Genomic DNA, 20,432 nt, shown 5'->3' with positions numbered 1-20,432 from the left:
CGGTACCCCGCTCCGCACCGGAGCACACCGAGGGGCCCGGACACTTCGTCACCGAAGCGTCCGGGCCCCTCTTTTGCAGCACTCGGCGCGCTGGCCGCGAGGAATGTCCTTAGCGTGAAGTCATGAACGACACGCCGCGCATTCGGACTGTTCTGAGCTGCACTCTTCTGGCTGTCACCGTCACCGCGGGCGCCACCGCCTGCGCCGGCTCCGACAGCCACCCGCTGTCGGAGAAGGCCTACGACGCGGCGGACCAGCTCGCGGTCAACGCCCCCGCCGACGGCGCCAAGGCGGACCCCGAGAAGCCCCTGGAGATCACCGCCAAGGACGACGACGCCCGGATCACCGACGTCACCGCCATCGACGCCTCCGGCCACCACCTGGCCGGCGAACTCACCGCGGACGGACAGCGCTGGCGCTCCACGGCCTCCCTGGCGGCCGGCGCCCGCTACACGGTCCACGTGGCCACCGAGGACGAGGACGGCGCTCCAGGCACCCGTACGTTCACTTTCGAGACGGCTCCGGCCAAACGGGCCCTGACCGTGACCTTCGGGCCGGAGGCGGGCACGTACGGCGTCGGACAGCCCATCACGGCGGAGCTCAGCCTCCCCGTCAAGGACCGCTCGTCGCGCGCGATCGTCGAACGGGCCCTCAAGGTCCGCTCCACGCCCGCCGTCGAGGGCTCCTGGTACTGGGTGGACGACAAGAACCTGCACTTCCGCCCGGAGGAGTACTGGCCGGCCGGGGCGCTCGTCACGGTCACCGGCAACCTGGACGGCCTCAAGGTCGGCGACAAGCTCTACGGCGGCGCCTCCAAGCCGCTCAAGCTGAAGATCGGCGACCGGATCGAGGCCGTCACGGACGCCGAGGCGCACCAGATGACCGTGAAGCGCAACGGAGAAGTGATCAACACCATTCCGGTGACCACCGGCAAGCCCGGCTTCTCCACCCGAAACGGCATCAAGGTGGTGCTCGGCAAGGAGTACTACGTCCGGATGCGGGGCACCAGCATCGGCATCGCGGAGGGCAGCTCCGACTCGTACGACCTGCCCGTGTACTACGCCACCCGGGTCACCTGGAGCGGCGAGTACGTGCACGCGGCGCCCTGGTCCGTGGGCTCGCAGGGCGTGGAGAACGTCAGCCACGGCTGTGTCGGCATGTCGACGGAGAACGCGGCCTGGTTCTACGAGACCGTCCGCCCCGGGGACGTCGTCCGCGTCGTCAACAGCATCGGCGACACGATGGACCCGTTCGGCAACGGCTTCGGCGACTGGAACATGGAGTGGAACAAGTGGCGCCAGGGCAGCGCCCTGGTGGAGGCCGCCGGCAACCCGGCGACCACCACCGAGAAGGCCAACCTGAGGCCCTCGATCTAGATCCCTCTACCGCGGGCGCCCGCTCACGCGTCGATCGACAGGCGCGAGCGCAGCAGGGCCGCCAGGGACGCCGCGAACTCGACCGGTTCCACCGGAAGGGTGACCGCGGCGTCCGCGCGGCTCCAGGTGGCCAGCCAGGCGTCCTGCGGGCGCCCGATCAGCAGCAGCACCGGCGGGCAGCGGAAGACCTCGTCCTTGATCTGCCGGCAGACCCCCATGCCTCCGGCGGGCACCGCCTCGCCGTCGAGCACGCACGCGTCGATCCCGCCCTCGTCAAGGCGCTTGAGCACCGCGGGCAGCGTCGCGCACTCCACGAACTCGACCGGGGGAACGTCGGTCGCGGGCCTGCGTCCGGCCGCGAGCCGCACCTGCGCGCGGGTGTTCGCGTCGTCGCTGTAGACCAGGACCGTGGCACTCGACTGCATCGTTCCTCCGTGGGGAAGTCCGTGGGAAGGTCGTCGATCGATGCGCCGGATGCTACTCCGCTCCACACCCCGTCAACACCCGTTCAGCAGCTGTTCGAACGGTGCCCGGGGGCCCCGGCACTGGGCCGTTCGGGCTGGACACACCCCCCTGACACTCCGAACGGCACCCCCCGGAGTGAGGGCGGGATAAGCGACCGACATAATGTCGGTCGTGGCGACAGTAACGACAGTAGAAACAGGGCACGCGCACCCGTCGGTCAATCGACCGAACCTCACCAGCGTCGGAACCATCATCTGGTTGAGCTCCGAGCTGATGTTCTTCGCGGCCCTCTTCGCGATGTACTTCACCCTGCGATCGGTGACGGGTCCCGAGTTCTGGGCGGAAAAGGCCTCGGCCTTGAACTTCCCCTTCTCGGCGACCAACACCACGATCCTGGTGCTCTCCTCCCTCACCTGCCAGCTCGGCGTCTTCGCCGCGGAGCGGGGCGATGTGAAGAAGCTCCGGACGTGGTTCATCATCACGTTCGTGATGGGTGCGATCTTCATCGGCGGCCAGGTGTTCGAGTACACCGAGCTGGTCAAGAAGGACGGCCTCTCGCTGTCCTCCGACCCGTACGGCTCGGTGTTCTACCTGACCACCGGCTTCCACGGCCTGCACGTGACGGGCGGTCTCATCGCCTTCCTGCTGGTCCTCGGCCGGACGTACGCCGCCAAGAGGTTCACCCACGAGCAGGCAACCGCCGCCATCGTCGTGTCCTACTACTGGCACTTCGTCGATGTCGTCTGGATCGGCCTCTTCGCCACGATCTACATGATCAAGTAATCGGCTCCGCCTCCGCGGCGGACCGAGACATCCAGCAAGCATCGACGCAGAAGATCCTGACACCGGGGTAATCCGTGAAAAAGCTCTCCGCACGACGACGCCATCCGCTGGCGGCGGTCGTCGTCCTACTTCTCGCGCTGGCGGCCACTGGGGGGCTGTACGCCGCGTTCGCGCCCGCGGGCACGGCGAAGGCCGATGAAACCGCCCAGTCCCTCGCCATCGAGGAGGGCAAGAAGCTCTACTCCGTCGGCTGCGCCAGCTGCCACGGAACCGGCGGTCAGGGCACCTCTGACGGCCCCTCCCTGGTCGGCGTGGGCTCGGCCGCCGTGGACTTCCAGGTCGGCACGGGCCGTATGCCGGCCCAGCAGCCGGGCGCCCAGGTCCCGAAGAAGAAGGCCATCTACTCGCAGGCTGAGATCGATCAGCTCGCGGCGTACGTCGCCTCCCTCGGTGCCGGCCCGATCAAGCCGACCGAGGGCCAGTACAGCCCTGACGGTGCCGACGTCGCCAAGGGTGGCGAGCTGTTCCGCACCAACTGTGCCCAGTGCCACAACTTCACCGGTGAGGGTGGCGCGCTGACCTACGGCAAGTACGCCCCGTCCCTTGAGGACGTGGACCCGAAGCACCTCTACGAGGCCATGCAGACCGGCCCGCAGAACATGCCCTCCTTCCCCGACACGACGATGCCGGAGAAGGAGAAGAAGGACATCATCGCGTACGTCCAGGCCGTCAACAGCGACAAGTCCGAGAGCCCGGGCGGTCTCAAGCTCGGTGGTCTCGGTCCCGTCAGCGAGGGCCTGTTCGCCTGGGTCTTCGGCCTGGGTGCACTCATCGCAGTTGCCATCTGGGTCGCGGCCCACACCGCTAAGGCCAAGAAGTCATGAGTAGCCAAGAGATTCCAGAAGAGACCCTGCCGGCAGGGCAGGACACCGCGCACGGCGCGGTGAAGGTCGCCGACGACCCGTTCGCCGACCCGGGCCTCCCGCCCCACAAGCCCCGCATCCAGGACATCGACGAGCGGGCCGCCCGCCGGTCCGAGCGTGCGGTCGCCTTCATGTTCACGCTGTCGATGCTGGCCACCGTCGGCTTCATCGCCTCGTACGTGATCTTCCCGGTCGACGAGATCGTGTACATCTGGCCCTTCGGTCACGTGTCCTCGCTCAACTTCGCCCTGGGTCTGACCCTCGGTGCCGCCCTCTTCTTCATCGGCGCGGGCGCGGTCCACTGGGCCCGCACCCTGATGTCCGACGTCGAGGTCGCCGACGAGCGTCACCCGATGCAGGCGTCGCCCGAGGTCAAGGCGAAGGTCATGGCGGACTTCGCGGCCGGTGCCGCGGAGTCGGGCATGGGCCGCCGCAAGCTCATCCGCAACACGATGTTCGGCGCGCTGGCGCTCGTGCCGCTCTCCGGCATCGTGCTGCTGCGTGACATGGGCCCGCTGCCCGAGAAGAAGCTCCGGTCCACGCTGTGGACCAAGGGGCTCCAGCTCATCAACATGAACACGCACGAGCCGCTGCGTCCCGAGGACGTCGCGGTCGGTTCGCTGACCTTCGCGATGCCCGAGGGCCTCTCGGAGCACGACGAGCACTTCCAGACCGAGATCGCCAAGGCCGCCCTGATGATCGTCCGGATCCAGCCGGAGGACATCAAGGACAAGCGCGAGCTCGAGTGGTCCCACGAGGGCATCGTCGCGTTCTCGAAGATCTGCACCCACGTGGGCTGCCCGATCTCTCTGTACGAGCAGCAGACGCACCACGTGCTCTGCCCGTGCCACCAGTCCACCTTCGACCTCTCCGACGGCGCCCGCGTCATCTTCGGCCCGGCCGGTCACGCCCTCCCGCAGCTGCGGATCGGCGTGAACGACAAGGGCTTCCTGGAGGCGCTCGGCGACTTCGACCAGCCCGTCGGTCCTGCCTTCTGGGAGCGCGGATGAGCACCGTGACGGAATCAAAGAAAGCACCCGCCGGCGAGCGGGTCGCGGACTGGGCCGACGGCCGCCTGGGGATCTACACGCTGGCCAAGGCCAACATGCGGAAGATCTTCCCGGACCACTGGTCCTTCATGCTGGGCGAGGTCTGCCTCTACAGCTTCCTCATCATCATCCTGACGGGCGTCTACCTGACGATGTTCTTCCACCCGTCGATGAACGAGGTGGAGTACGTCGGACCGTACGTCCCGCTCCAGGGACAGCTGATGTCCGAGGCGTTCAACTCGACCATGCACATCTCCTTCGAGGTGCGCGGTGGTCTGCTGATCCGGCAGATCCACCACTGGGCGGCGCTGATCTTCCTCGCCGGCATGTTCGTGCACATGATGCGCGTCTTCTTCACCGGCGCGTTCCGCAAGCCGCGTGAGATCAACTGGCTGTTCGGCTTCCTGCTGTTCTTCCTGGGCATGTTCACCGGCTTCACCGGTTACTCGCTCCCGGACGACCTGCTCTCCGGCACCGGTGTCCGCTTCATGCAGGGCGCGATCCTGTCCGTGCCGGTCCTCGGCACGTACCTCTCGATGTTCCTGTTCGGCGGCGAGTTCCCCGGCGGCGACTTCGTCGCCCGGTTCTACTCGGCGCACGTGCTGCTGCTCCCCGGCATCATGCTGGGCCTCGTGGTCGCCCACCTCATCCTGGTGTTCGTCCACAAGCACACGCAGTTCGCCGGCCCCGGCCGGACGAACAAGAACGTCGTCGGCATGCCGCTGCTGCCCGTGTACATGGCGAAGGCCGGAGGCTTCTTCTTCCTGGTCTTCGGTGTCATCGCGGTCATCGCGGCGATCGCCTCGATCAACCCGATCTGGGCCATCGGCCCGTACCGCCCGGACCAGGTGTCCACCGGCGCCCAGCCCGACTGGTACATGGGCTTCGCCGAGGGTCTGATCCGTGTCATGCCGGGCTGGGAGATCAACCTGTGGGGCCACACGCTGGTCCTCGGCGTGATGATCCCGCTGGCGATCTTCCCGGCGGTCCTCGCGGCCATCGCGGTCTACCCGTTCATCGAGTCCTGGATCACCGGCGACAAGCGCGAGCACCACATCGCGCAGCGCCCGCGCAACGCTCCGACGCGCACCGCCTTCGGTGTCGCCTGGATCACCGCGTACATGATCATGCTCGTGGGTGGTGGAAACGACCTCTGGGCGACGCACTTCCACCTGTCGCTGAACTCGATCACCTGGTTCGTGCGGATCTTCTTCTTCGCCGGTCCGGTCATCGCGTTCATCGCCACCAAGCGGATCTGCCTCGGCCTCCAGCGCCGCGACAAGGACAAGGTGCTGCACGGCCGCGAGTCGGGCATCATCAAGCGCCTGCCGCACGGTGAGTTCGTCGAGGTCCACCAGCCGCTCAGCCAGGGCGAGCTGCACCGCCTCACGGCGCACGAGCAGTACGACGCCGCCGAGCTTCCGCCGGCCGTCGACGAGAACGGCGTCGAGCGCAAGATCGGCCGCATGGAGAAGCTCCGGGTCAAGCTCAACAAGGGCTACTACGGCGACGACAGCCAGATCGCCAAGCCCACGGTCGAGGAGTACAAGGAGATCCAGAGCGGCCACGGCCACCACTGATCACCCTGAACACCTGACCTCCTGCTAGGTCGCCACGGCGAGAGCCCCGTCCATTCGATGGACGGGGCTCTTTGCCGTCCCCGGAGCTCGATAGGGTGGGACCGTACCGTCGACGTGATCACCAGGAGCTGCCATGAGCGCTGCGACCCCCGCTGGAGGACCTACCACGGCGGGCCGCTCCTGGCCCGTCCTGCTGAACGGTCTGCTCGACGGCAAGGACCTCTCCGCCGACGACACCGCCTGGGCGATGGACCTGATCATGAGCGGCGAGGCGACCGACGCCCAGATCGCCGGGTTCCTGGTGGCGCTGCGCGCCAAGGGCGAGACCGTCCAGGAGATCACCGGCCTCGTCCGGACCATGTACGCGCACGCCAACACGATCGAGGTGCCGGGACCGGCCGTCGACATCGTCGGCACCGGCGGCGACGGCGCCAAGACCGTCAACATCTCCACGATGGCGTCGATCGTGGTCGCCGGCACGGGCACCAAGGTCGTCAAGCACGGCAACCGCGCCGCGTCCTCCGCCTCCGGCTCCTCCGACGTCCTGGAGAAGCTCGGCATCAACCTGAAGCTCACCCCGCGGCGGGTCGCCGAGGTCGCCGAGGAAGCCGGCATCACCATCTGCTTCGCGGTCACGTTCCACCCCTCGCTGCGGCACGTCGCCGCGGCCCGCGGCCAGCTCGGCATCCGGACCACGTTCAACGTCCTCGGCCCGCTGACCAACCCCGCCCAGGTGAAGGCCCAGGCCGTCGGCGTCGCCGACCCGCGCATGGCGCCCATGGTCGCCGGCGTCCTCGCCGAGCGCGGCAACTCCGCCCTGGTCTTCCGCGGCGACGACGGCCTCGACGAGCTGACGACCACCGGGACCTCCCGGGTCTGGGTGGTCAGGGACGGCGCCGTCACCGAGGAGCGCTTCGACCCGCGGGACGTCGGCATCGAGCTCGTCCCCCTGGAGGCCCTGCGCGGCGGCGACCCCTCGTACAACGCCGACGTGGCCCGCCGGCTCCTCGCGGGGGAGACCGGTCCGGTACGGGACGCGGTGCTGCTCAACGCGGCGGCGGCGCTCACCGCCCTGGAGCCCGGCACGGGCACCCTGGCGGAGCAACTGAGCGCCGGCATCGCGAAGGCGGCCGAGTCGATCGACTCCGGCGCGGCCCGCCGCTCCCTGGAGCGGTGGATCGCCGCCAGCAACGCCTGAGGTCATATGAACGGAGTATTGCGACCCCGTCCCGGATGCCGGGACGGGGTTGCGGCGTCGTGATCGTCTGGCATAGGTTCTGGAACAGGTCATGAGTGACAGCTGCAAGGCCCCGGCCGGCTGTCCGGCAACCCTCCGTCCGTGGCGGGGTGCCCCGGGTGAAGACCAGGCCGCACGAGCAGAAGCCTGCGGCAAGCGCGGACCCCTGCGCCACACCCTGGGGTCCTTGGTCCTCTAGGGAGCGTCGTCTCGTGAGCAAGCGAATGCGTTAGGGCCCATTCGGCCCCTCTCTCCACCCACACCCGTACGCGGCGCCTTTCTCCGTGCTGCCGCGCGGGCCCTTTCACGCCTTTTCGCGCCCCTTTCATGCCGGGAGACACCGCCATGTCCGCACGCCCGAACACCGCCACCGTCGACACCGCCGCCGCCTCTGTCGACACCGCCGCCGACCCCTGCTGCGCCGCCCCGCTCCCGGTCCTCGGCCGGGACGTGACCGTCCCGCTCGTCACCGGCGGCGAGGTGACCTACGCGGCGCTCGACTACGCGGCCAGCGCGCCGGCCCTCCAGCGGGTCTGGGACGACGTCGCCGCGTACGCCCCCTACTACGGCAGCGTCCACCGCGGCGCCGGGTACCTCTCCCAGCTCTCCACCGACCTCTTCGAGAACAGCCGCGCCACCGTCGCCGAGTTCCTCGACTGCCGCCCCGGCGACCAGGTCGTCTTCACCCGCTCCACCACCGACTCCCTCAACCTGCTCGCCGCCGTGATCCCGGCCGGCTGCGAGGTCTTCGTCTTCGAGACCGAGCACCACGCCTCGCTGCTGCCCTGGCGGGACGCCCGCGTGACCTACCTCAACGCGCCGCGCACCCCCGCCCAGGCCGTCGAGACCCTGGAGCGGGCCCTCGCCGACCGCGACCCGTACGGCCCCGCCCTGGTCTGCGTCACCGGCGCCTCCAACGTCACCGGCGAGCTGTGGCCGGTGAAGGAGCTGGCCGCCGCCGCGCACGCGCACGGCGCCCGGATCGTGCTCGACGCCGCCCAGCTCGCGCCCCACCACCCGGTCTCCGTACGGGAGTTGGACGTGGACTGGGTCGCCTTCTCCGGGCACAAGCTGTACGCGCCCTTCGGCTCCGGCGTGCTCGCCGGCCGCGCCGACTGGCTGCAGGATTCCGAGCCCTACCTCGCGGGCGGTGGAGCGTCCCGCAAGGTAGCCCGTCGGGCCGACGGTGGTGTGGACGTGGAGTGGCACACCACCGCGGCCCGACATGAAGCCGGTTCGCCGAACGTCATCGGCGTCTACTCGATCGCCTCCGCCTGCAAGGCGCTCACCGAGGCCGGCTTCGACTCCCTGGTCGCCCGCGAGCGGCACCTGATCGCCACGGTCCGCGAGGGCCTGGCCGAGGTGCCCGAGGTGCGCGTCCTCTCGCTCTTCGGCGACGACGCGCCCCGCGTGGGCGTCATCTCCTTCGTCGTGGAGGGCTGGAACAGCTCCCACTTCGCCGCCGCGCTCTCCGCCGAGTACGGCATCGGCGTCCGCGACGGCCTGTTCTGCGCCCACCCGCTGGTCCGCACCCTGCTCGGCAGCGACCCGCAGGACCCGGGCGAGTGCGGCGCGCCCGAGGCGGGCCCGGGGGAGAGGTCCCTCAACGCCATCCGGGTGAGCTTCGGCGCCGGTTCGCCGGACGAGCACGTGGAGCGGTTCGTCGGCGCCGTGAAGGAGCTCGTCCGGGACGGCGCGCAGTGGAAGTACCGCACCGAGGACGGCCGCTGCGTCCCGGACCGCGGCTGATCGCTCACTCGTACGGGTGAAGGGGGCCTCCCCGGTCGGGAGGCCCCCTTCAGCCGTGCCGCGTCCGCGGTGTCAGGACTCCAGGCCGATGGCGAAGGCCGCCTCCAGGTCGTGCTGGGAGTAGGTCCGGAAGGCGACGTGCGTGTCCGTGGCCTCGACGCCGGGGATCTTGCTGATGCGGCCGGGGATGACGTCCGCCAGGTCGTCGTGGCGCGGCACCCGGACCATGGCGATCAGGTCGTACGTACCGGTGACCGAGAAGACCTCGCTGACGCTGTCGAGCGCGGCGATCGACTCGGCGATCTCGGGGATGCGGTCCACGCTGGTCTTGATGAGCACGATCGCGGTGATCACGGCTGGCTTTCTCCCTCGGTCGCCGCGGCTTGGGCTTTCACTCTATCCCCACCGCGGAAGCGCACCCAGGCGTAGAGGAAGCCGACCGAGAAGCCCACGACATGGGCCAGATAGGCGACGTCGGGCCCCGCGCCCGCCGCCCGCGCGGCCATCCACTGCAGCGTGAACCAGAAGATCAGCACGATCCAGGCGGGGAAGCGCAGCGGCAGGAAGAACAGGAAGGGGAAGAGGCTGGTGACCCGGGAGCGCGGGAAGAGGAAGAGGAAGGCCCCGAGCACCGCGGAGATCGCCCCGGAGGCCCCGACCAGGGTCTGGTCGCTGTCCGCGTGCGCCAGCGCGTACCCGGACAGGGCGACATAGCCGGTCCCCAGGTAGAAGAGGCAGAACTCGACCGGCCCCATGCGCTCCTCGGCCATCGCCCCGAAGACGTACAGGAAGAGCATGTTGCCCAGGAGGTGGAGCCAGCTGCCGTGCACGAAGAGCGCGGTCAGCGGGGTGAGCAGGGCGCGCGGCTCGCCGCCCGTCAGCTCGTCGGGGACCACGCCCCAGCGGCGGAAGTAGGCGCCCTGGGCGGCCAGGAGCTCGTCGCCCGTCCCGTACACCGGGTGGAGTCCGGCGACCGGACTGATCAGGAAGAGCAGGCAGCACGCGGCGATCAGTCCGTACGTCACCGTGGGTCCGCCGCGGGTGCCCCGCCAGGCACCGAGGACCGCGCCTCGCCAGTCGATCATGGACAGATGATGGCGTACCGGGGCCCATGGGGACAGAGCGCCTCGCCGTGCCCCGCCCACCCCGGGAGGCCTTAGGGTTACGGGCAAAACCGACCGCAGTTCGACGGCGCACCGCGGCTCCCGCACCTGGCACCACGCAACAGGAAGAAGGACGGACCGATGACGACGGTTCCCCTGCCGACCGACGAGACCCGCTGGCGCTGCACGCTCTGCGGCAACCTGACCCGCTTCGACGTGACCCGCTCCTCGAAGGTCGTGGAGTACGTCCATCTGGACCTCGCCGGGGACCCGACGGTCGAGGAGCGGCAGGTGGTCAGTGAGACCATCGAGTCGGTCCGCTGCCGCTGGTGCAACGCGGTGGACCAGATCGAACTGGTGGACAGGCCGGGCGCCGAATCCTGAGGGACGGCGCGGACGACATAGGGGTGACGGATCGTGGAGCAGCCCGCGCACGGTGGTGAGCCGGCCGGCGCGGCAGGTGACGCTGCCGAGACGCTCGACCACCCACTGCCGGAAGGTGTACGGCGACGGGTCGTCGCGCTGGTCGCGGACGCCTTCGGCGGGCTCACCGTCGCGGAGCTGCCCGCGCCCCTGCGGCAGTACGCCCGCTTCACCGCGAGCCGGCGGGCCAAGTTCGCCGGCAACGCGATGGCCGCGGCGCTCGACACCGACGCGCTCTTCCGGCAGCGGATCGGCGAGCGGTTCAAGCAGGGCCAGCCCGAGCTGGCCGGAGCCGTGGAGACCGGCACCCCGCCCGCCGCCGCCGACCCCGTCGACGTGGCGGCGGCCGCCTATGTGCTGCGCCCGCCCGGCTGGGTGAAGCTCGTCGCCGCCGCCGGCGAGGAGGCCCAGCGGGCCGACGCCGAGCGGGCCGACGAGGCCGGCCGGCGCGAGCTGGAGCGGCTGCGCGAGGAGCTCGCCGCCGCCAAGGACCGCTCCCGGGACGAGACCGAGCAGCTCCGGCACGACCTGGACGCCGCCCGCAAGGAAGCGGAATCGCTTCACCGCAAGCTGCGCAGCGCCCAGAGCGACGTCAAGCGCGGCGAGGCCGCGCTGCGCAAGGTCCAGGGCGATATCGAGGCCGCGCGGGCCGAGTCGGCCGCGCAGGTGTCGGCCGCCGAGAGCGAGACGCGGCGGCTCAAGGCCCGGCTCGGCGAGGTCGAGGCGGCCCTGGAGGCCAGCCGCAGGACCGCCCGCGAGGGCCGCTCGGTGGAGGACATGCGGCTGCGGCTGCTGCTCGACACCGTCCTCGACGCGGCCCAGGGGCTGCGCCGCGAACTCGCGCTGCCGCCCGTCTCGGTGCACCCGGCGGACACCGTGGACGCGGTGGAGCCGGGGCGGATGTCCCCGAAGGACATCGCGGCGCGGGCGCTCTCCGAGACGGACCCGGCGCTGCTCGACCAGCTGCTCGCGCTGCCGCAGGCGCATCTGGTGGTCGACGGCTACAACGTCACCAAGACCGGTTATCCGACGATGCCGCTGGAGAAGCAGCGGCTGCGGCTGCTCGGCGGTCTCTCGGCGCTCGCGGCCCGCTCGGGCGCCGAGGTCACCTGTGTCTTCGACGGGGCGGAGCTGGCGGCCCCGGTGCTGCTCGCGCCGCCGCGCGGGGTGCGGGTGCTGTTCTCCAAGCCGGGTGTGACGGCGGACGAGTTGATCCGGCAGCTGGTCCGGGCGGAGCCGCCGGGGCGGCCGGTCGTGGTGGTCTCCACCGACCGTGAGGTGGCCGACGGCGTCGCGAAGGCGGGGGCGCGGCCGGTGGCGTCCCTCTTGTTGCTGAAGCGGCTTTCGCGCCTCTCGTGACACATCGCAAGTCCTGGGTGTTATGCCCGAATTCTGGATGGCGCACCGTCAAGTACCCATCACTCGCCGTGTGATGCAAGTAAATAAAGTGGTGCGTGAGCGAGATTTTTGCCAGTGGGATTTGAACTGATCACAACTCGGTCACTAGGGTCGGGCTTCGAACCTTCGCGCGGTTGATCACCCATCCGGGGTGGCGGCGGAGGAACCGCCTGCCCCTGACCGGTTGGGCGGCTCGAGGAAGAAGGAGCTCGCCTTCGTGGCGTCCCACCGTCGACCCAAGCAGCCGAGCCGTACCCGTGTGACCGTGTTCACCGCGGCAGCGGCCGCAGCCGTCGCCCTCTCCGCCCAGTCCGGAGCGCAGGCGGCCCCCGCGAAGCCGAAGATCGACGAGGTCAAGTCGAAGGTCGACAAGCTGAACGAAGAGGCCGAGGTGGCCACCGAGCAGTACAACCTCGCCGAGGAGCGGCGGGGCAAGCTGCAGAAGGAGATCGGCCAGCTCCAGGACAAGGTGGCCCGCGGCCAGGAGGAGCTCAACACCCTCCGCGACCAGATCGGTTCGGTCGCCAGCGCCCAGTACCGCTCCGGCGGCATCGACCCGGCGCTCCAGCTCTTCCTCTCCGCCGACCCGGACACCTACCTCGACAAGGCGTCCGCGATCGACCAGCTCAGCGCCCAGCAGGCCGACGTGCTCACCTCGATCCAGGCCAAGCAGCGCACGCTCGCCCAGGAGCGGGCCGAGGCCACCGCGAAGCTGGCCGACCTCGACGACGTCCGCAAGAGCCTCGGCGAGAAGAAGAAGAAGTTCCTGGGCAAGCTGGCCGAGGCCCGGAAGCTCCTCGACACCCTCACCGCCGAAGAGCGCGCCAAGATGCGGGAGCAGGAGCAGCGCGCCAGCCGCGCCGCTGGCGACCGCGTCGACCTGGGCAACGAGGTCCCGGCCTCGCAGCGCGGCGCCGCCGCCCTCGCCGCCGCGGCCACCCAGATCGGCAAGCCGTACGCCTCGGGCCAGGAAGGTCCCTACTCGTACGACTGCTCGGGTCTGACCATGTGGGCCTACGGCCAGGCCGGCGTCGGCCTCACCCGCACCACCTACACCCAGCAGAACGACGGCGTGAAGATCGGCCGCAGCCAGCTGAAGCCGGGCGACCTGGTCTTCTTCAACGGCCTGGCGCACGTGGGCCTGTACGCGGGCAACAACACCGTCCTGCACGCCCCCCATACGGGCGCGTTCGTCCGCTACGAGTCCATGAACACCATCGGCTCGTTCATGTTCGGCGTCCGTATCTGACGCACGCCGAAACGCTGCGGCATGCCGCCCGAACGGGTGGTTCGCGGCGACGCGCGCTGACCTGACGCCCCGCCGGTGACCTGTGTTCTCCGGCGGGGCGTCACTTTGTGTGCCCGGCGCCTTCGTTGGACGAGGGCTGATCAGCGGCTACTGTCTGCCGCGCCAGCCAGCGTCGAGCCGAACGGAGCGCGATTCGTGGCGTCCCACCGCCGACCCGTCAGGGTCACCGTCCTCACCGCCGCCGCCGCGGCCACCGCGGCGGCCTCCCTCGGGGCCGTCCCCGCGAGCGCCGACCCCGGGGCCACGCCCGCGGCCACCCGCGCCACGGTCGACCGCCTCTTCGAGGAGGCCGAGAAGGCGACCGAGGGCTACAACCGGGCGGACGAGAAGGCGGACGCGCTGCGCCGGACGGTCTCCCAGGCACAGGACGCCCTCGCCCGCGGCCAGGAGCGCGTCAACCTCATGCGGGGCGCGCTCGGTTCGGTCGCCGGGGCCCAGTACCGCTCCGGCGGCATCGACCCCGCCCTCGCCCTGCTGCTCTCCTCCGACCCCGACACCTACCTGGACCGGGCCTCCGCCCTGGACCGGGTCACCGCCCGCCAGAGCGCCGCGCTCGGCGAGCTGCGCCGCGAGCTGCGCCGGCTGAGCCAGCGGCGCAGCGAGGCCCGCACGGCCCTCGCCGACCTCGAACAGAGCCGGGCCGAGGTCGCCCGTCACAAGCGGACCGTCGAGCGGAAGCTGGCCGAGGCCCGCCGGGTGCTCGCCTCCCTCAGCGTCGAGGAGCGCGCCGACTACGACCGCGCCTCCCGCACCGGCGAGCGCGCCGGGGGACCCGACGGCACGTCCGCCGAGGCCCTGCCGCCGCTCGGCGACCTCGGCCCCTCGCGGGCCGCGGCCGCGGTGATCGCCGCCCGCAGCGCGATCGGCAAGCCGTACGTGTGGGGGGCGACCGGCCCCTCCGCCTTCGACTGCTCGGGCCTGATGGTCTGGTCGTACCGCAAGGCCGGGATCAGCCTGCCGCGCACCTCCTCGGCGCAGCGGTACGCCGGCCGGCAGGTGCCGCTCTCGCAGGCGCAGCCCGGCGACCTCGTCACGTACCGCGGAGACGCCAGCCATGTGGCGATCTACGCCGGGAACGGCCAGGTCATCCACGCCCCGTACCCGGGCGCGCGGGTCCGCTACGACCCGGTGAACATGATGTCCCACGTCACCGTCACCCGCGTCTGACGCCCGCGCCCGTACGATCGGGTGCGTGCGGGTTCGGCGGAGTGGAGCGGGACGCGGCGTGGCGGCGGGGCTGCTCGCCGCGGTGCTGACCCTCGCCGGATGCGCGGCACCCGCGCCGGAGCGACCGGCGACCGGGGAGGTCCAGGGCCTGCTCGACCGGCACGCGCGGGCGCTGCTCGACCGCGACGAGGCCGGATACCTCGCGGGCCTCGACCCCGCGCTCGCGCCGGCCGCGCGCACCGAGTTCGACCGGCTCGCGAAGATCCCGCTGGGCGGCTGGTCCTACCGGGTCACCGGCGTCGACCGGACCGGCGAGGGGCGGGCCACCGCCAGGGCCGAGCTCGGCTACCGGATCAAGGGGTACGACTCCGGGCCCGCCACCACCGAGCGGGTCCTCGACCTCGCCGAACGGGACGGCCGCTGGTACGTGACCGGCGACCGCGCCGCCGAGGGCGCCCCGCAGCAGCTGTGGCAGCAGGGCGAGGTCACGGCGGTGACCGGCCGGCGCAGCCTCGTCCTCGGCGTGGGCCAGAGCGCGGAGCGGCTGCGGGAGATGGCGGCGGCGGCGGACCGGGCGGTGCCCGCGGTCGGGGACGCCTGGCACGGGACCTGGGCGGGCCGGGTCGTGGTCCTCGTACCCGCCTCGATCGAGGCGATGGGCCGGCTCCTCGGCGGTCCCGCCGCCTCCTACCGGGGCATCGCGGCCGTCACGACCGGCCGTGCGGGCGGCGGGCCGACCGCGCCCGCGGACCGGGTGATCGTGAACCCCGACGCGTACGGGGTCCTCGGAGCCTTCGGCCGGCAGCTGGTCCTCACCCACGAGACCACCCACGTCGCGACCCGCGTCCAGACGACCGGGGCCACCCCGGTCTGGCTCTCCGAGGGCTTCGCCGACTGGGTCGCCTACCGGGGCACCGAACGCACCGCCGCCCAGGCCGCGCCCGAGCTGCGCCGCGCGGTCCAGGCGGGCGACCTCCCGGCGGAGCTCCCCGAGGACCGGGCCTTCGCCTTCGGCAGCGACGCGGAGGCGCTGGCCAGGGCCTACGAGGGCGGCTGGCTGGCCTGCGAGCTGATCGCGAACCGCTGGGGCGAGGCGAAGCTGGCCGCGTTCTACCAGGCGGTCGGCGCGCACCCGGCCCGGGACGGCGCGGTGGAGAAGGCGCTCCGGGACGTCCTGGACACCACGCCGGAGCGGTTCACCGCGGACTGGCGCGCGTACCTGACCGACCGGCTCGGCTAGCTCTCCAGGACGGCGAGCGTCTCCGCGAGCCAGGCCTTCTCCTCGGTGCCCGTCGCGCGGGCGATCCGGAGCATCCCCTGGCGGAAGAGGTCGGGCTCGCGCTCGGCGCGGACCGGGGTCCCCTCCTCGTAGAAGAAGCTGGCCGGGGTGTTCAGGAACTCCTGGCGGCGGCGGAGGACGGCCGCCTGGTCCGCCCGGTCGGGGAGGTGGCCCAGGAAGGCGAGCAGGGTGAACCAGCGCTGGCCGTCGGTGATCTCGGCGTCCTTGGGGGTGCGCAGCCGGGCGAGCAGCTCCCGGCGGCCCCCGGGGGTGAGGGAGAGCGTCCGGCGCGGGGCCGCGCTCGCGCCCGGCTCCGTACGGCTGTCGACCAGGCCGTTCTTCACCAGCCGTGTGATGGCGGGGTAGAGGGCGCCGTCGCTGACCGGGCGGACGTGACCGCTCAGGCCCTGGATGCGCTCCTTCAGCTCGTAGCCGTGCAGCGGCTTCTCGTACAGGAAGCCCAGGATCGACAGCTCCAGCACCGGGCACCTCTCTTCGCGGGGGTCGGGACCGCTTGTCGGGGGACGGGTTCTCATGCTACCTCTTTTCGAGGTGCCTCTATTCGAGGTACATCGGAAAGAGGGGGATCCTTTCGCATGTCCTCGCCGTCGTCGCCGTCCACGCACCGCCGCACGCTCGTCCGGCTCGCCCGCCCGGTCTACCTCGAACTCCTCGCCGGAGTCGCCGCCGGCATCATCAACATGGTCTGGGTCGCCCGCCTCGGCGGGGACGCCGTCGCCGCCGTCGCCCTCGCCGGAAACGTCGAGAACCTGCTCCTCGGCGTCGTCCTCATGGCCGGCTCCGGCACCACCGTCCTCGTCGCCCGCGCCAGAGGCGCCGACGACCCCGGAGCCGTCCGCGCCGCCGTCCGGGGCGGCACCGCCCTCTGCGCCCTGCTCGTCCCGCCCGTCGCCCTCGGCGGATACCTGCTCCGCGAGCCGCTCGCCGCCCTCCTGCTCGGTGGTCCGGACCACCCCGCGCACGCCCTGGCCGTCGCCTACTTCGCGATCTCGCTCCCCGGCACGGCCGTCTTCTTCGCCACGAACGTCCTCGACGGCATCCTCAAGGGCGCCGGCGACACCCGCACGCCCATGCGGCTCGCCTTCCTCGCCAACGGCCTGATCCTCGTCCTCGACCCGCTGCTCATCCACGCGTACGGGGTGCCGGGCGCCGCCCTCGCCACCGTCACCGGCCGGACCGCCGCCCTCGCCGCCGGGCTCGTCGCCCTGCGCCGCGACCCGTTCCTCAAGGCCGCGCGGACCGCCCGCGCGGCCCTGTCCACGGCCGCCGCGCTGCGCCGCACCGCCGCCACCGGGCTGCCCATGTCCGTCGACTTCGCGGTCCGGATGGCCGGAGCCCTCGCGCTCGTCTCCGTCGTCGCCCGGCTCGGCGTCACCGAGATCGCCGCCTACGGCATCGCCACCAAGGCCATGTACGTGGCGACCATGGCCTTCTACGCCGTCCGGCAGGCCGCCGCCATCCACAGCGCCCACCTCCTCGGCTCGGGCCTGGACGAGCGCAGGGCCGTCGGCCGGCAGGCCCTCGTCCTCGCCGGCGTCCTCGGCGCGAGCGCCGCCACGCTGCTGTTCCTGGGCGCCGGGCCCGTCATGCGGGCCTTCGGAGCCGAGCCCGGGGTGGTGGCGGCGGGCGCGCTCTTCCTGCGCTGCCTCGGCCCGTACCTGCTGCTCATGGCCGGGTACATCGCGCTGGCCGGCGTCTTCGAGGGCACCGGGGCGAGCCCGTACCTCGCCCGGATCACCGTCACGGGCGTCCTGGTCCAGCTCCCGCTCGCGTACGCCCTCTCAGGCCTCGGCCTCGGCGGGATCTGCCTGGCCATGGCCCTCGCCATGGCGGCCCAGTGCGCGGCGCTCGGCCTGCTGCACCGCCGTACGGTCCCGGCCCGGCGGAAGTCTCAGCGGGCGGTGCCGGACAGGGTCTTCTCGCGCTCCGGCTGAGTCGCCTGCGCGGGGATCCGCGCGCCCCCGGCGAGCCGCGGTTCCGTCACCGTGTGCCGCCACAGGATCCGGCAGGCGAGGACGGTGGCGGCGATCAGCAGACCGTTCCGGGTGAACAGCACCGCGATGCCCAGCGGATCGCTCCGCGTCACGTGCGAGAACCACACCGGGAACTCGAACTGCGTCACCGCCGTCGCCCACAGCACCAGGTGCGCGGGCCGCCGCATCCGGCTCGACCGGTAGGCCAGGCAGACCGCGGCCAGGCCGAGCAGCCACAGCATGTACTGGGGGGAGAGCACCCGGCTCGTCGTCGTGAACAGCAGCACCGCCACGAAGGCCGCGTCCGCCACCGTCGACGAGCCGAAGTGGCGCGCCCGGATCCGCCACACGAGCAGCCAGCCGAACGCGGCGATCGTGAGGACGAGGGCGGCCGTCGAGACCGTGGACACGTGCGGCCCGAGGAACTCGATCGAGCCGTAGTTCATCCGCGCCTCGCCGCTCCAGCCGAAGTGCCGGACGACGTGGAAGACCATCGCGCCCAGCGACTCGACCTCCGTGCCCCGGTCGCGCTGGAAACCGAGGAAGGCCAGCGCCCCCGGCATCCACAGCACGCAGAACGCCAGCACCGCGGCCGCCGCGCCCACCGCCGTCGACCAGGAGCGGAGGGTCGTTCGTCCCTTCGGGGTGCCCGCGAGCAGCAGCACCGGCCACACCTTCAGGACCGCGCCGAAGCCGGCGAGCGCGCCGAGCACGCGCGGGCTGCGGCCCGCCGCGAGCAGCGCCGCCACCGCGACGGCGGTCACCATCACGTCGTACCGGGCGTACGCCGTCGGGCCGAGCAGCGGTATGCCCGCGAGCCAGAACCAGGCACCCCGCGACGAGCGGCCGGAGCGGCGGCCCGTGTGGAGGAGCAGCCCGAAGACGAGCGCGTCGCAGAGGAAGGCGAGGAGGAAGAAGGCGGTCGCGTAGCCGAGGAACGGCAGCAGCCCCGGGGCGAGGATGGCGAACGCGGCGGCCGGCGGGTACTGCCAGGTGACGTCGTCCAGCGGGTACGTGCCCGTGCTCAGCACCTCGTACCAGCCCTGGTAGATCTCCGAGACGTCGAAGGTGACGTCCGGTCCGGGGATCACCACGATCTTGAAGACGACGAGCAGCAGAACGGCCCGGGACAGACCCCAGAGGCCGAGCGGAAGCCGCAGACCCGTGCGTGACCCGTTCCCCGCCGCACCCGTCGTCACTGTCGCGTCCCTGTCCGGTCGGCCCGCGGTGGCGGGGGCGGTCGTGTTCCTGCGGGCCCGCGGTGGCGGGGCAGGCGTGTTGCCGGGTGGTGCAGGCCATCGCGTACTGTCGGCCACGATGCACAAGACCCTGATCGTAACCAACGACTTCCCGCCCCGTCCCGGCGGAATCCAGGCCTTCCTGCACAACATGGCACTCCGCCTGGACCCCGACCGGATCGTGGTCTACGCCTCCACGTGGAAGCGCAGCCGTGAAGGGATCGAGGCGACGGCCGCGTTCGACGCCGAACAGCCTTTCACGGTCGTACGGGATCGCACCACCATGCTGCTGCCGTCTCCTCGGGTCACCGCCCGCGCCACCGCCCTCCTCCGCGAGCACGGCTGCGAGTCCGTGTGGTTCGGCGCGGCCGCCCCGCTCGGCCTGATGGCCCCCGCGCTCCGCCGGGCCGGCGCGCGCCGGCTCGTCGCCACCACGCACGGGCACGAGGCCGGCTGGGCCCAGCTCCCCGCCGCCCGGCAGCTCCTGCGCCGCATCGGCGAGGGCACCGACACGATCACCTACCTCGGCGAGTACACCCGCTCCCGCATCGCGACCGCCCTCACCCCGGCCGCCGCCGGCCGCATGGTCCAGCTCCCGCCCGGCGTCGACGAGAAGACCTTCCACCCCGACTCGGGCGGCGACGAGGTCCGCGCCCGCCTCGGGCTCAGCGACCGCCCGGTCGTCGTCTGCGTCTCCCGGCTCGTCCCCCGCAAGGGCCAGGACACCCTGATCAGGGCCATGCCCGAGATCCTCCGCCGGGTCCCGGACGCGGTCCTCCTGATCGTCGGCGGCGGACCGTACGAGAAGGACCTGCACCACCTCGCCGCCGAGACCGGCGTGGCCGGATCCGTACGCTTCACCGGCGCCGTCCCCTGGTCCGAGCTGCCCGCCCACTACGGGGCCGGCGACGTCTTCGCCATGCCCTGCCGCACCCGGCGCGGCGGCCTCGACGTCGAGGGCCTCGGCATCGTCTACCTGGAGGCCTCCGCCACCGGCCTGCCCGTCGTCGCCGGCGACTCCGGCGGCGCCCCCGACGCCGTCCTCGACGGCGAGACCGGCTGGGTCGTCCGCGGCGAGTCCGCGGGGGAGACCGCCGACCGCGTCGCCACCCTCCTCCTCGACCCCGAGCTCCGCGCCCGCATGGGGGAGCGGGGCAGGGCCTGGGTGGAGGACCGCTGGCGCTGGGACCTGCTCGCGGAGCGGCTGCGCGAGCTGCTGTAGGACGTACGCGGGACATGCGGAGGGGGGGGGGGGGGGGGGGGGGGGGGGGGGGGGGGGGGGGGCCGGGGGCGCCCCCCCTCCTGTTTCTTCTCCTCTTTCTGCTCCCCTCTCTTTCCCCCCCCCCCCTCCCCCCCCCC

Annotated in this window: 19 protein-coding genes and 1 riboswitch; of the genes, 14 read left to right on the top strand and 5 right to left on the bottom strand. The window is 71.8% G+C overall.

What is annotated here, in order from left to right; all coding sequences use genetic code 11:
* Positions 1–122: 122 nt before the first annotated feature.
* Complete coding sequence (locus tag ACZ7HT_RS31880; protein ID WP_471172197.1) at positions 123–1,376, top strand: L,D-transpeptidase; 1,254 nt, start codon at positions 123–125, stop codon at positions 1,374–1,376.
* A gap of 23 nt (positions 1,377–1,399) precedes the next feature.
* Here the strand turns inward: ACZ7HT_RS31880 and ACZ7HT_RS31875 are convergent, their stop codons facing one another.
* Positions 1,400–1,801: a response regulator transcription factor gene (locus ACZ7HT_RS31875; RefSeq protein ID WP_471172195.1), complete on the bottom strand. Its 402-nt coding sequence runs from the start codon at positions 1,799–1,801 to the stop codon at positions 1,400–1,402.
* 202 nt (positions 1,802–2,003) lie between these two features.
* Between ACZ7HT_RS31875 and ctaE the strand changes: the two genes are divergently transcribed.
* From ctaE to ACZ7HT_RS31845, 6 genes are all read left to right on the top strand, one after another.
* Positions 2,004–2,624, top strand: coding sequence for an aa3-type cytochrome oxidase subunit III (gene ctaE / locus ACZ7HT_RS31870; RefSeq protein WP_352018945.1), 621 nt, complete (start codon positions 2,004–2,006; stop codon positions 2,622–2,624).
* 74 nt (positions 2,625–2,698) lie between these two features.
* Positions 2,699–3,508: a cytochrome bc1 complex diheme cytochrome c subunit gene (qcrC, locus tag ACZ7HT_RS31865; protein ID WP_471172193.1), complete on the top strand. Its 810-nt coding sequence runs from the start codon at positions 2,699–2,701 to the stop codon at positions 3,506–3,508.
* Positions 3,505–4,557: a cytochrome bc1 complex Rieske iron-sulfur subunit gene (gene qcrA / locus ACZ7HT_RS31860; RefSeq protein WP_471172191.1), complete on the top strand. Its 1,053-nt coding sequence runs from the start codon at positions 3,505–3,507 to the stop codon at positions 4,555–4,557. Before qcrC ends, qcrA begins: the two co-directional genes overlap by 4 nt.
* On the top strand, positions 4,554–6,176 hold the full coding sequence (gene qcrB / locus ACZ7HT_RS31855; protein WP_471172188.1) for a cytochrome bc1 complex cytochrome b subunit: 1,623 nt from the start codon (positions 4,554–4,556) through the stop codon (positions 6,174–6,176). The genes qcrA and qcrB overlap by 4 nt, the downstream gene beginning before the upstream one ends.
* Before the next feature lie 133 nt (positions 6,177–6,309).
* Positions 6,310–7,374, top strand: coding sequence for an anthranilate phosphoribosyltransferase (gene trpD / locus ACZ7HT_RS31850; RefSeq protein WP_471172186.1), 1,065 nt, complete (start codon positions 6,310–6,312; stop codon positions 7,372–7,374).
* Between the two features lie 87 nt (positions 7,375–7,461).
* Positions 7,462–7,578: riboswitch (SAM riboswitch) on the top strand.
* Positions 7,579–7,758: 180 nt separating this feature from the next.
* Complete coding sequence (locus tag ACZ7HT_RS31845) at positions 7,759–9,162, top strand: aminotransferase class V-fold PLP-dependent enzyme (RefSeq protein WP_471172181.1); 1,404 nt, start codon at positions 7,759–7,761, stop codon at positions 9,160–9,162.
* A 72-nt stretch (positions 9,163–9,234) separates the two neighbouring features.
* On the opposite strand, the gene ACZ7HT_RS31840 is transcribed toward ACZ7HT_RS31845, so the two are convergent.
* Together ACZ7HT_RS31840 and ACZ7HT_RS31835 are read right to left on the bottom strand one after the other, a co-directional pair.
* The gene (locus ACZ7HT_RS31840) at positions 9,235–9,516 is read right to left on the bottom strand and encodes an Lrp/AsnC family transcriptional regulator (RefSeq protein ID WP_017238849.1); all 282 of its coding nucleotides are present in this window, start codon (positions 9,514–9,516) and stop codon (positions 9,235–9,237) included.
* Positions 9,513–10,247: a rhomboid family intramembrane serine protease gene (locus tag ACZ7HT_RS31835; protein WP_471172180.1), complete on the bottom strand. Its 735-nt coding sequence runs from the start codon at positions 10,245–10,247 to the stop codon at positions 9,513–9,515. The genes ACZ7HT_RS31840 and ACZ7HT_RS31835 overlap by 4 nt, the downstream gene beginning before the upstream one ends.
* Before the next feature lie 159 nt (positions 10,248–10,406).
* On the opposite strand from ACZ7HT_RS31835, the gene ACZ7HT_RS31830 reads away from it, so the two are divergent.
* The 5 genes from ACZ7HT_RS31830 (at position 10,407) to ACZ7HT_RS31810 (ending at position 15,802) form a co-directional block, all read left to right on the top strand.
* Positions 10,407–10,649 carry a hypothetical protein gene (locus ACZ7HT_RS31830; RefSeq protein ID WP_388853960.1) on the top strand — a complete coding sequence of 81 codons (243 nt, stop codon included), beginning with the start codon at positions 10,407–10,409 and terminating at the stop codon, positions 10,647–10,649.
* Positions 10,650–10,682: 33 nt separating this feature from the next.
* Complete coding sequence (locus ACZ7HT_RS31825) at positions 10,683–12,047, top strand: NYN domain-containing protein (RefSeq protein ID WP_471172178.1); 1,365 nt, start codon at positions 10,683–10,685, stop codon at positions 12,045–12,047.
* A 256-nt stretch (positions 12,048–12,303) separates the two neighbouring features.
* Positions 12,304–13,335: a C40 family peptidase gene (locus tag ACZ7HT_RS31820; RefSeq protein ID WP_471172175.1), complete on the top strand. Its 1,032-nt coding sequence runs from the start codon at positions 12,304–12,306 to the stop codon at positions 13,333–13,335.
* Positions 13,336–13,530: 195 nt separating this feature from the next.
* Entirely contained in the window at positions 13,531–14,562 is a 1,032-nt protein-coding gene (locus ACZ7HT_RS31815; RefSeq protein ID WP_471172172.1) for a C40 family peptidase, read from the top strand.
* A gap of 25 nt (positions 14,563–14,587) precedes the next feature.
* Positions 14,588–15,802 (top strand): hypothetical protein, encoded by a 1,215-nt coding sequence (locus ACZ7HT_RS31810; protein WP_471172170.1) that lies wholly within the window; start codon positions 14,588–14,590, stop codon positions 15,800–15,802.
* On the opposite strand, the gene ACZ7HT_RS31805 is transcribed toward ACZ7HT_RS31810, so the two are convergent.
* On the bottom strand, positions 15,799–16,323 hold the full coding sequence (locus ACZ7HT_RS31805; RefSeq protein WP_471172168.1) for a PadR family transcriptional regulator: 525 nt from the start codon (positions 16,321–16,323) through the stop codon (positions 15,799–15,801). The two genes, ACZ7HT_RS31810 and ACZ7HT_RS31805, sit on opposite strands and share 4 nt — an antisense overlap.
* Positions 16,324–16,437: 114 nt before the next feature.
* On the opposite strand from ACZ7HT_RS31805, the gene ACZ7HT_RS31800 reads away from it, so the two are divergent.
* Positions 16,438–17,796 (top strand): MATE family efflux transporter, encoded by a 1,359-nt coding sequence (locus tag ACZ7HT_RS31800; protein WP_471172167.1) that lies wholly within the window; start codon positions 16,438–16,440, stop codon positions 17,794–17,796.
* On the opposite strand, the gene ACZ7HT_RS31795 is transcribed toward ACZ7HT_RS31800, so the two are convergent.
* Complete coding sequence (locus ACZ7HT_RS31795; RefSeq protein WP_471172164.1) at positions 17,754–19,034, bottom strand: glycosyltransferase 87 family protein; 1,281 nt, start codon at positions 19,032–19,034, stop codon at positions 17,754–17,756. The genes ACZ7HT_RS31800 and ACZ7HT_RS31795 overlap by 43 nt on opposite strands.
* 118 nt (positions 19,035–19,152) lie before the next feature.
* On the opposite strand from ACZ7HT_RS31795, the gene ACZ7HT_RS31790 reads away from it, so the two are divergent.
* Positions 19,153–20,295 (top strand): glycosyltransferase family 4 protein, encoded by a 1,143-nt coding sequence (locus ACZ7HT_RS31790; RefSeq protein ID WP_471172161.1) that lies wholly within the window; start codon positions 19,153–19,155, stop codon positions 20,293–20,295.
* The last annotated feature ends 137 nt before the right edge of the window (positions 20,296–20,432 follow it).

It is taken from the genome of Streptomyces sp. NPDC037410 (assembly GCF_055602235.1).
This window is presented reverse-complemented; position numbering and strand designations above follow the sequence as displayed.

Coding starts and splice junctions, on each gene's coding strand:
- ACZ7HT_RS31800 (WP_471172167.1), top strand. CDS start 16,438: ATGTCCTCGCCGTCGTCGCCGTCCACGCACCGCCGCACGCTCGTCCGG.
- ctaE (WP_352018945.1), top strand. CDS start 2,004: ATGTCGGTCGTGGCGACAGTAACGACAGTAGAAACAGGGCACGCGCAC.
- qcrA (WP_471172191.1), top strand. CDS start 3,505: ATGAGTAGCCAAGAGATTCCAGAAGAGACCCTGCCGGCAGGGCAGGAC.
- ACZ7HT_RS31830 (WP_388853960.1), top strand. CDS start 10,407: ATGACGACGGTTCCCCTGCCGACCGACGAGACCCGCTGGCGCTGCACG.
- ACZ7HT_RS31845 (WP_471172181.1), top strand. CDS start 7,759: ATGTCCGCACGCCCGAACACCGCCACCGTCGACACCGCCGCCGCCTCT.
- qcrB (WP_471172188.1), top strand. CDS start 4,554: ATGAGCACCGTGACGGAATCAAAGAAAGCACCCGCCGGCGAGCGGGTC.
- trpD (WP_471172186.1), top strand. CDS start 6,310: ATGAGCGCTGCGACCCCCGCTGGAGGACCTACCACGGCGGGCCGCTCC.
- ACZ7HT_RS31790 (WP_471172161.1), top strand. CDS start 19,153: ATGCACAAGACCCTGATCGTAACCAACGACTTCCCGCCCCGTCCCGGC.
- ACZ7HT_RS31880 (WP_471172197.1), top strand. CDS start 123: ATGAACGACACGCCGCGCATTCGGACTGTTCTGAGCTGCACTCTTCTG.
- ACZ7HT_RS31875 (WP_471172195.1), bottom strand. CDS start 1,801: ATGCAGTCGAGTGCCACGGTCCTGGTCTACAGCGACGACGCGAACACC.
- ACZ7HT_RS31835 (WP_471172180.1), bottom strand. CDS start 10,247: ATGATCGACTGGCGAGGCGCGGTCCTCGGTGCCTGGCGGGGCACCCGC.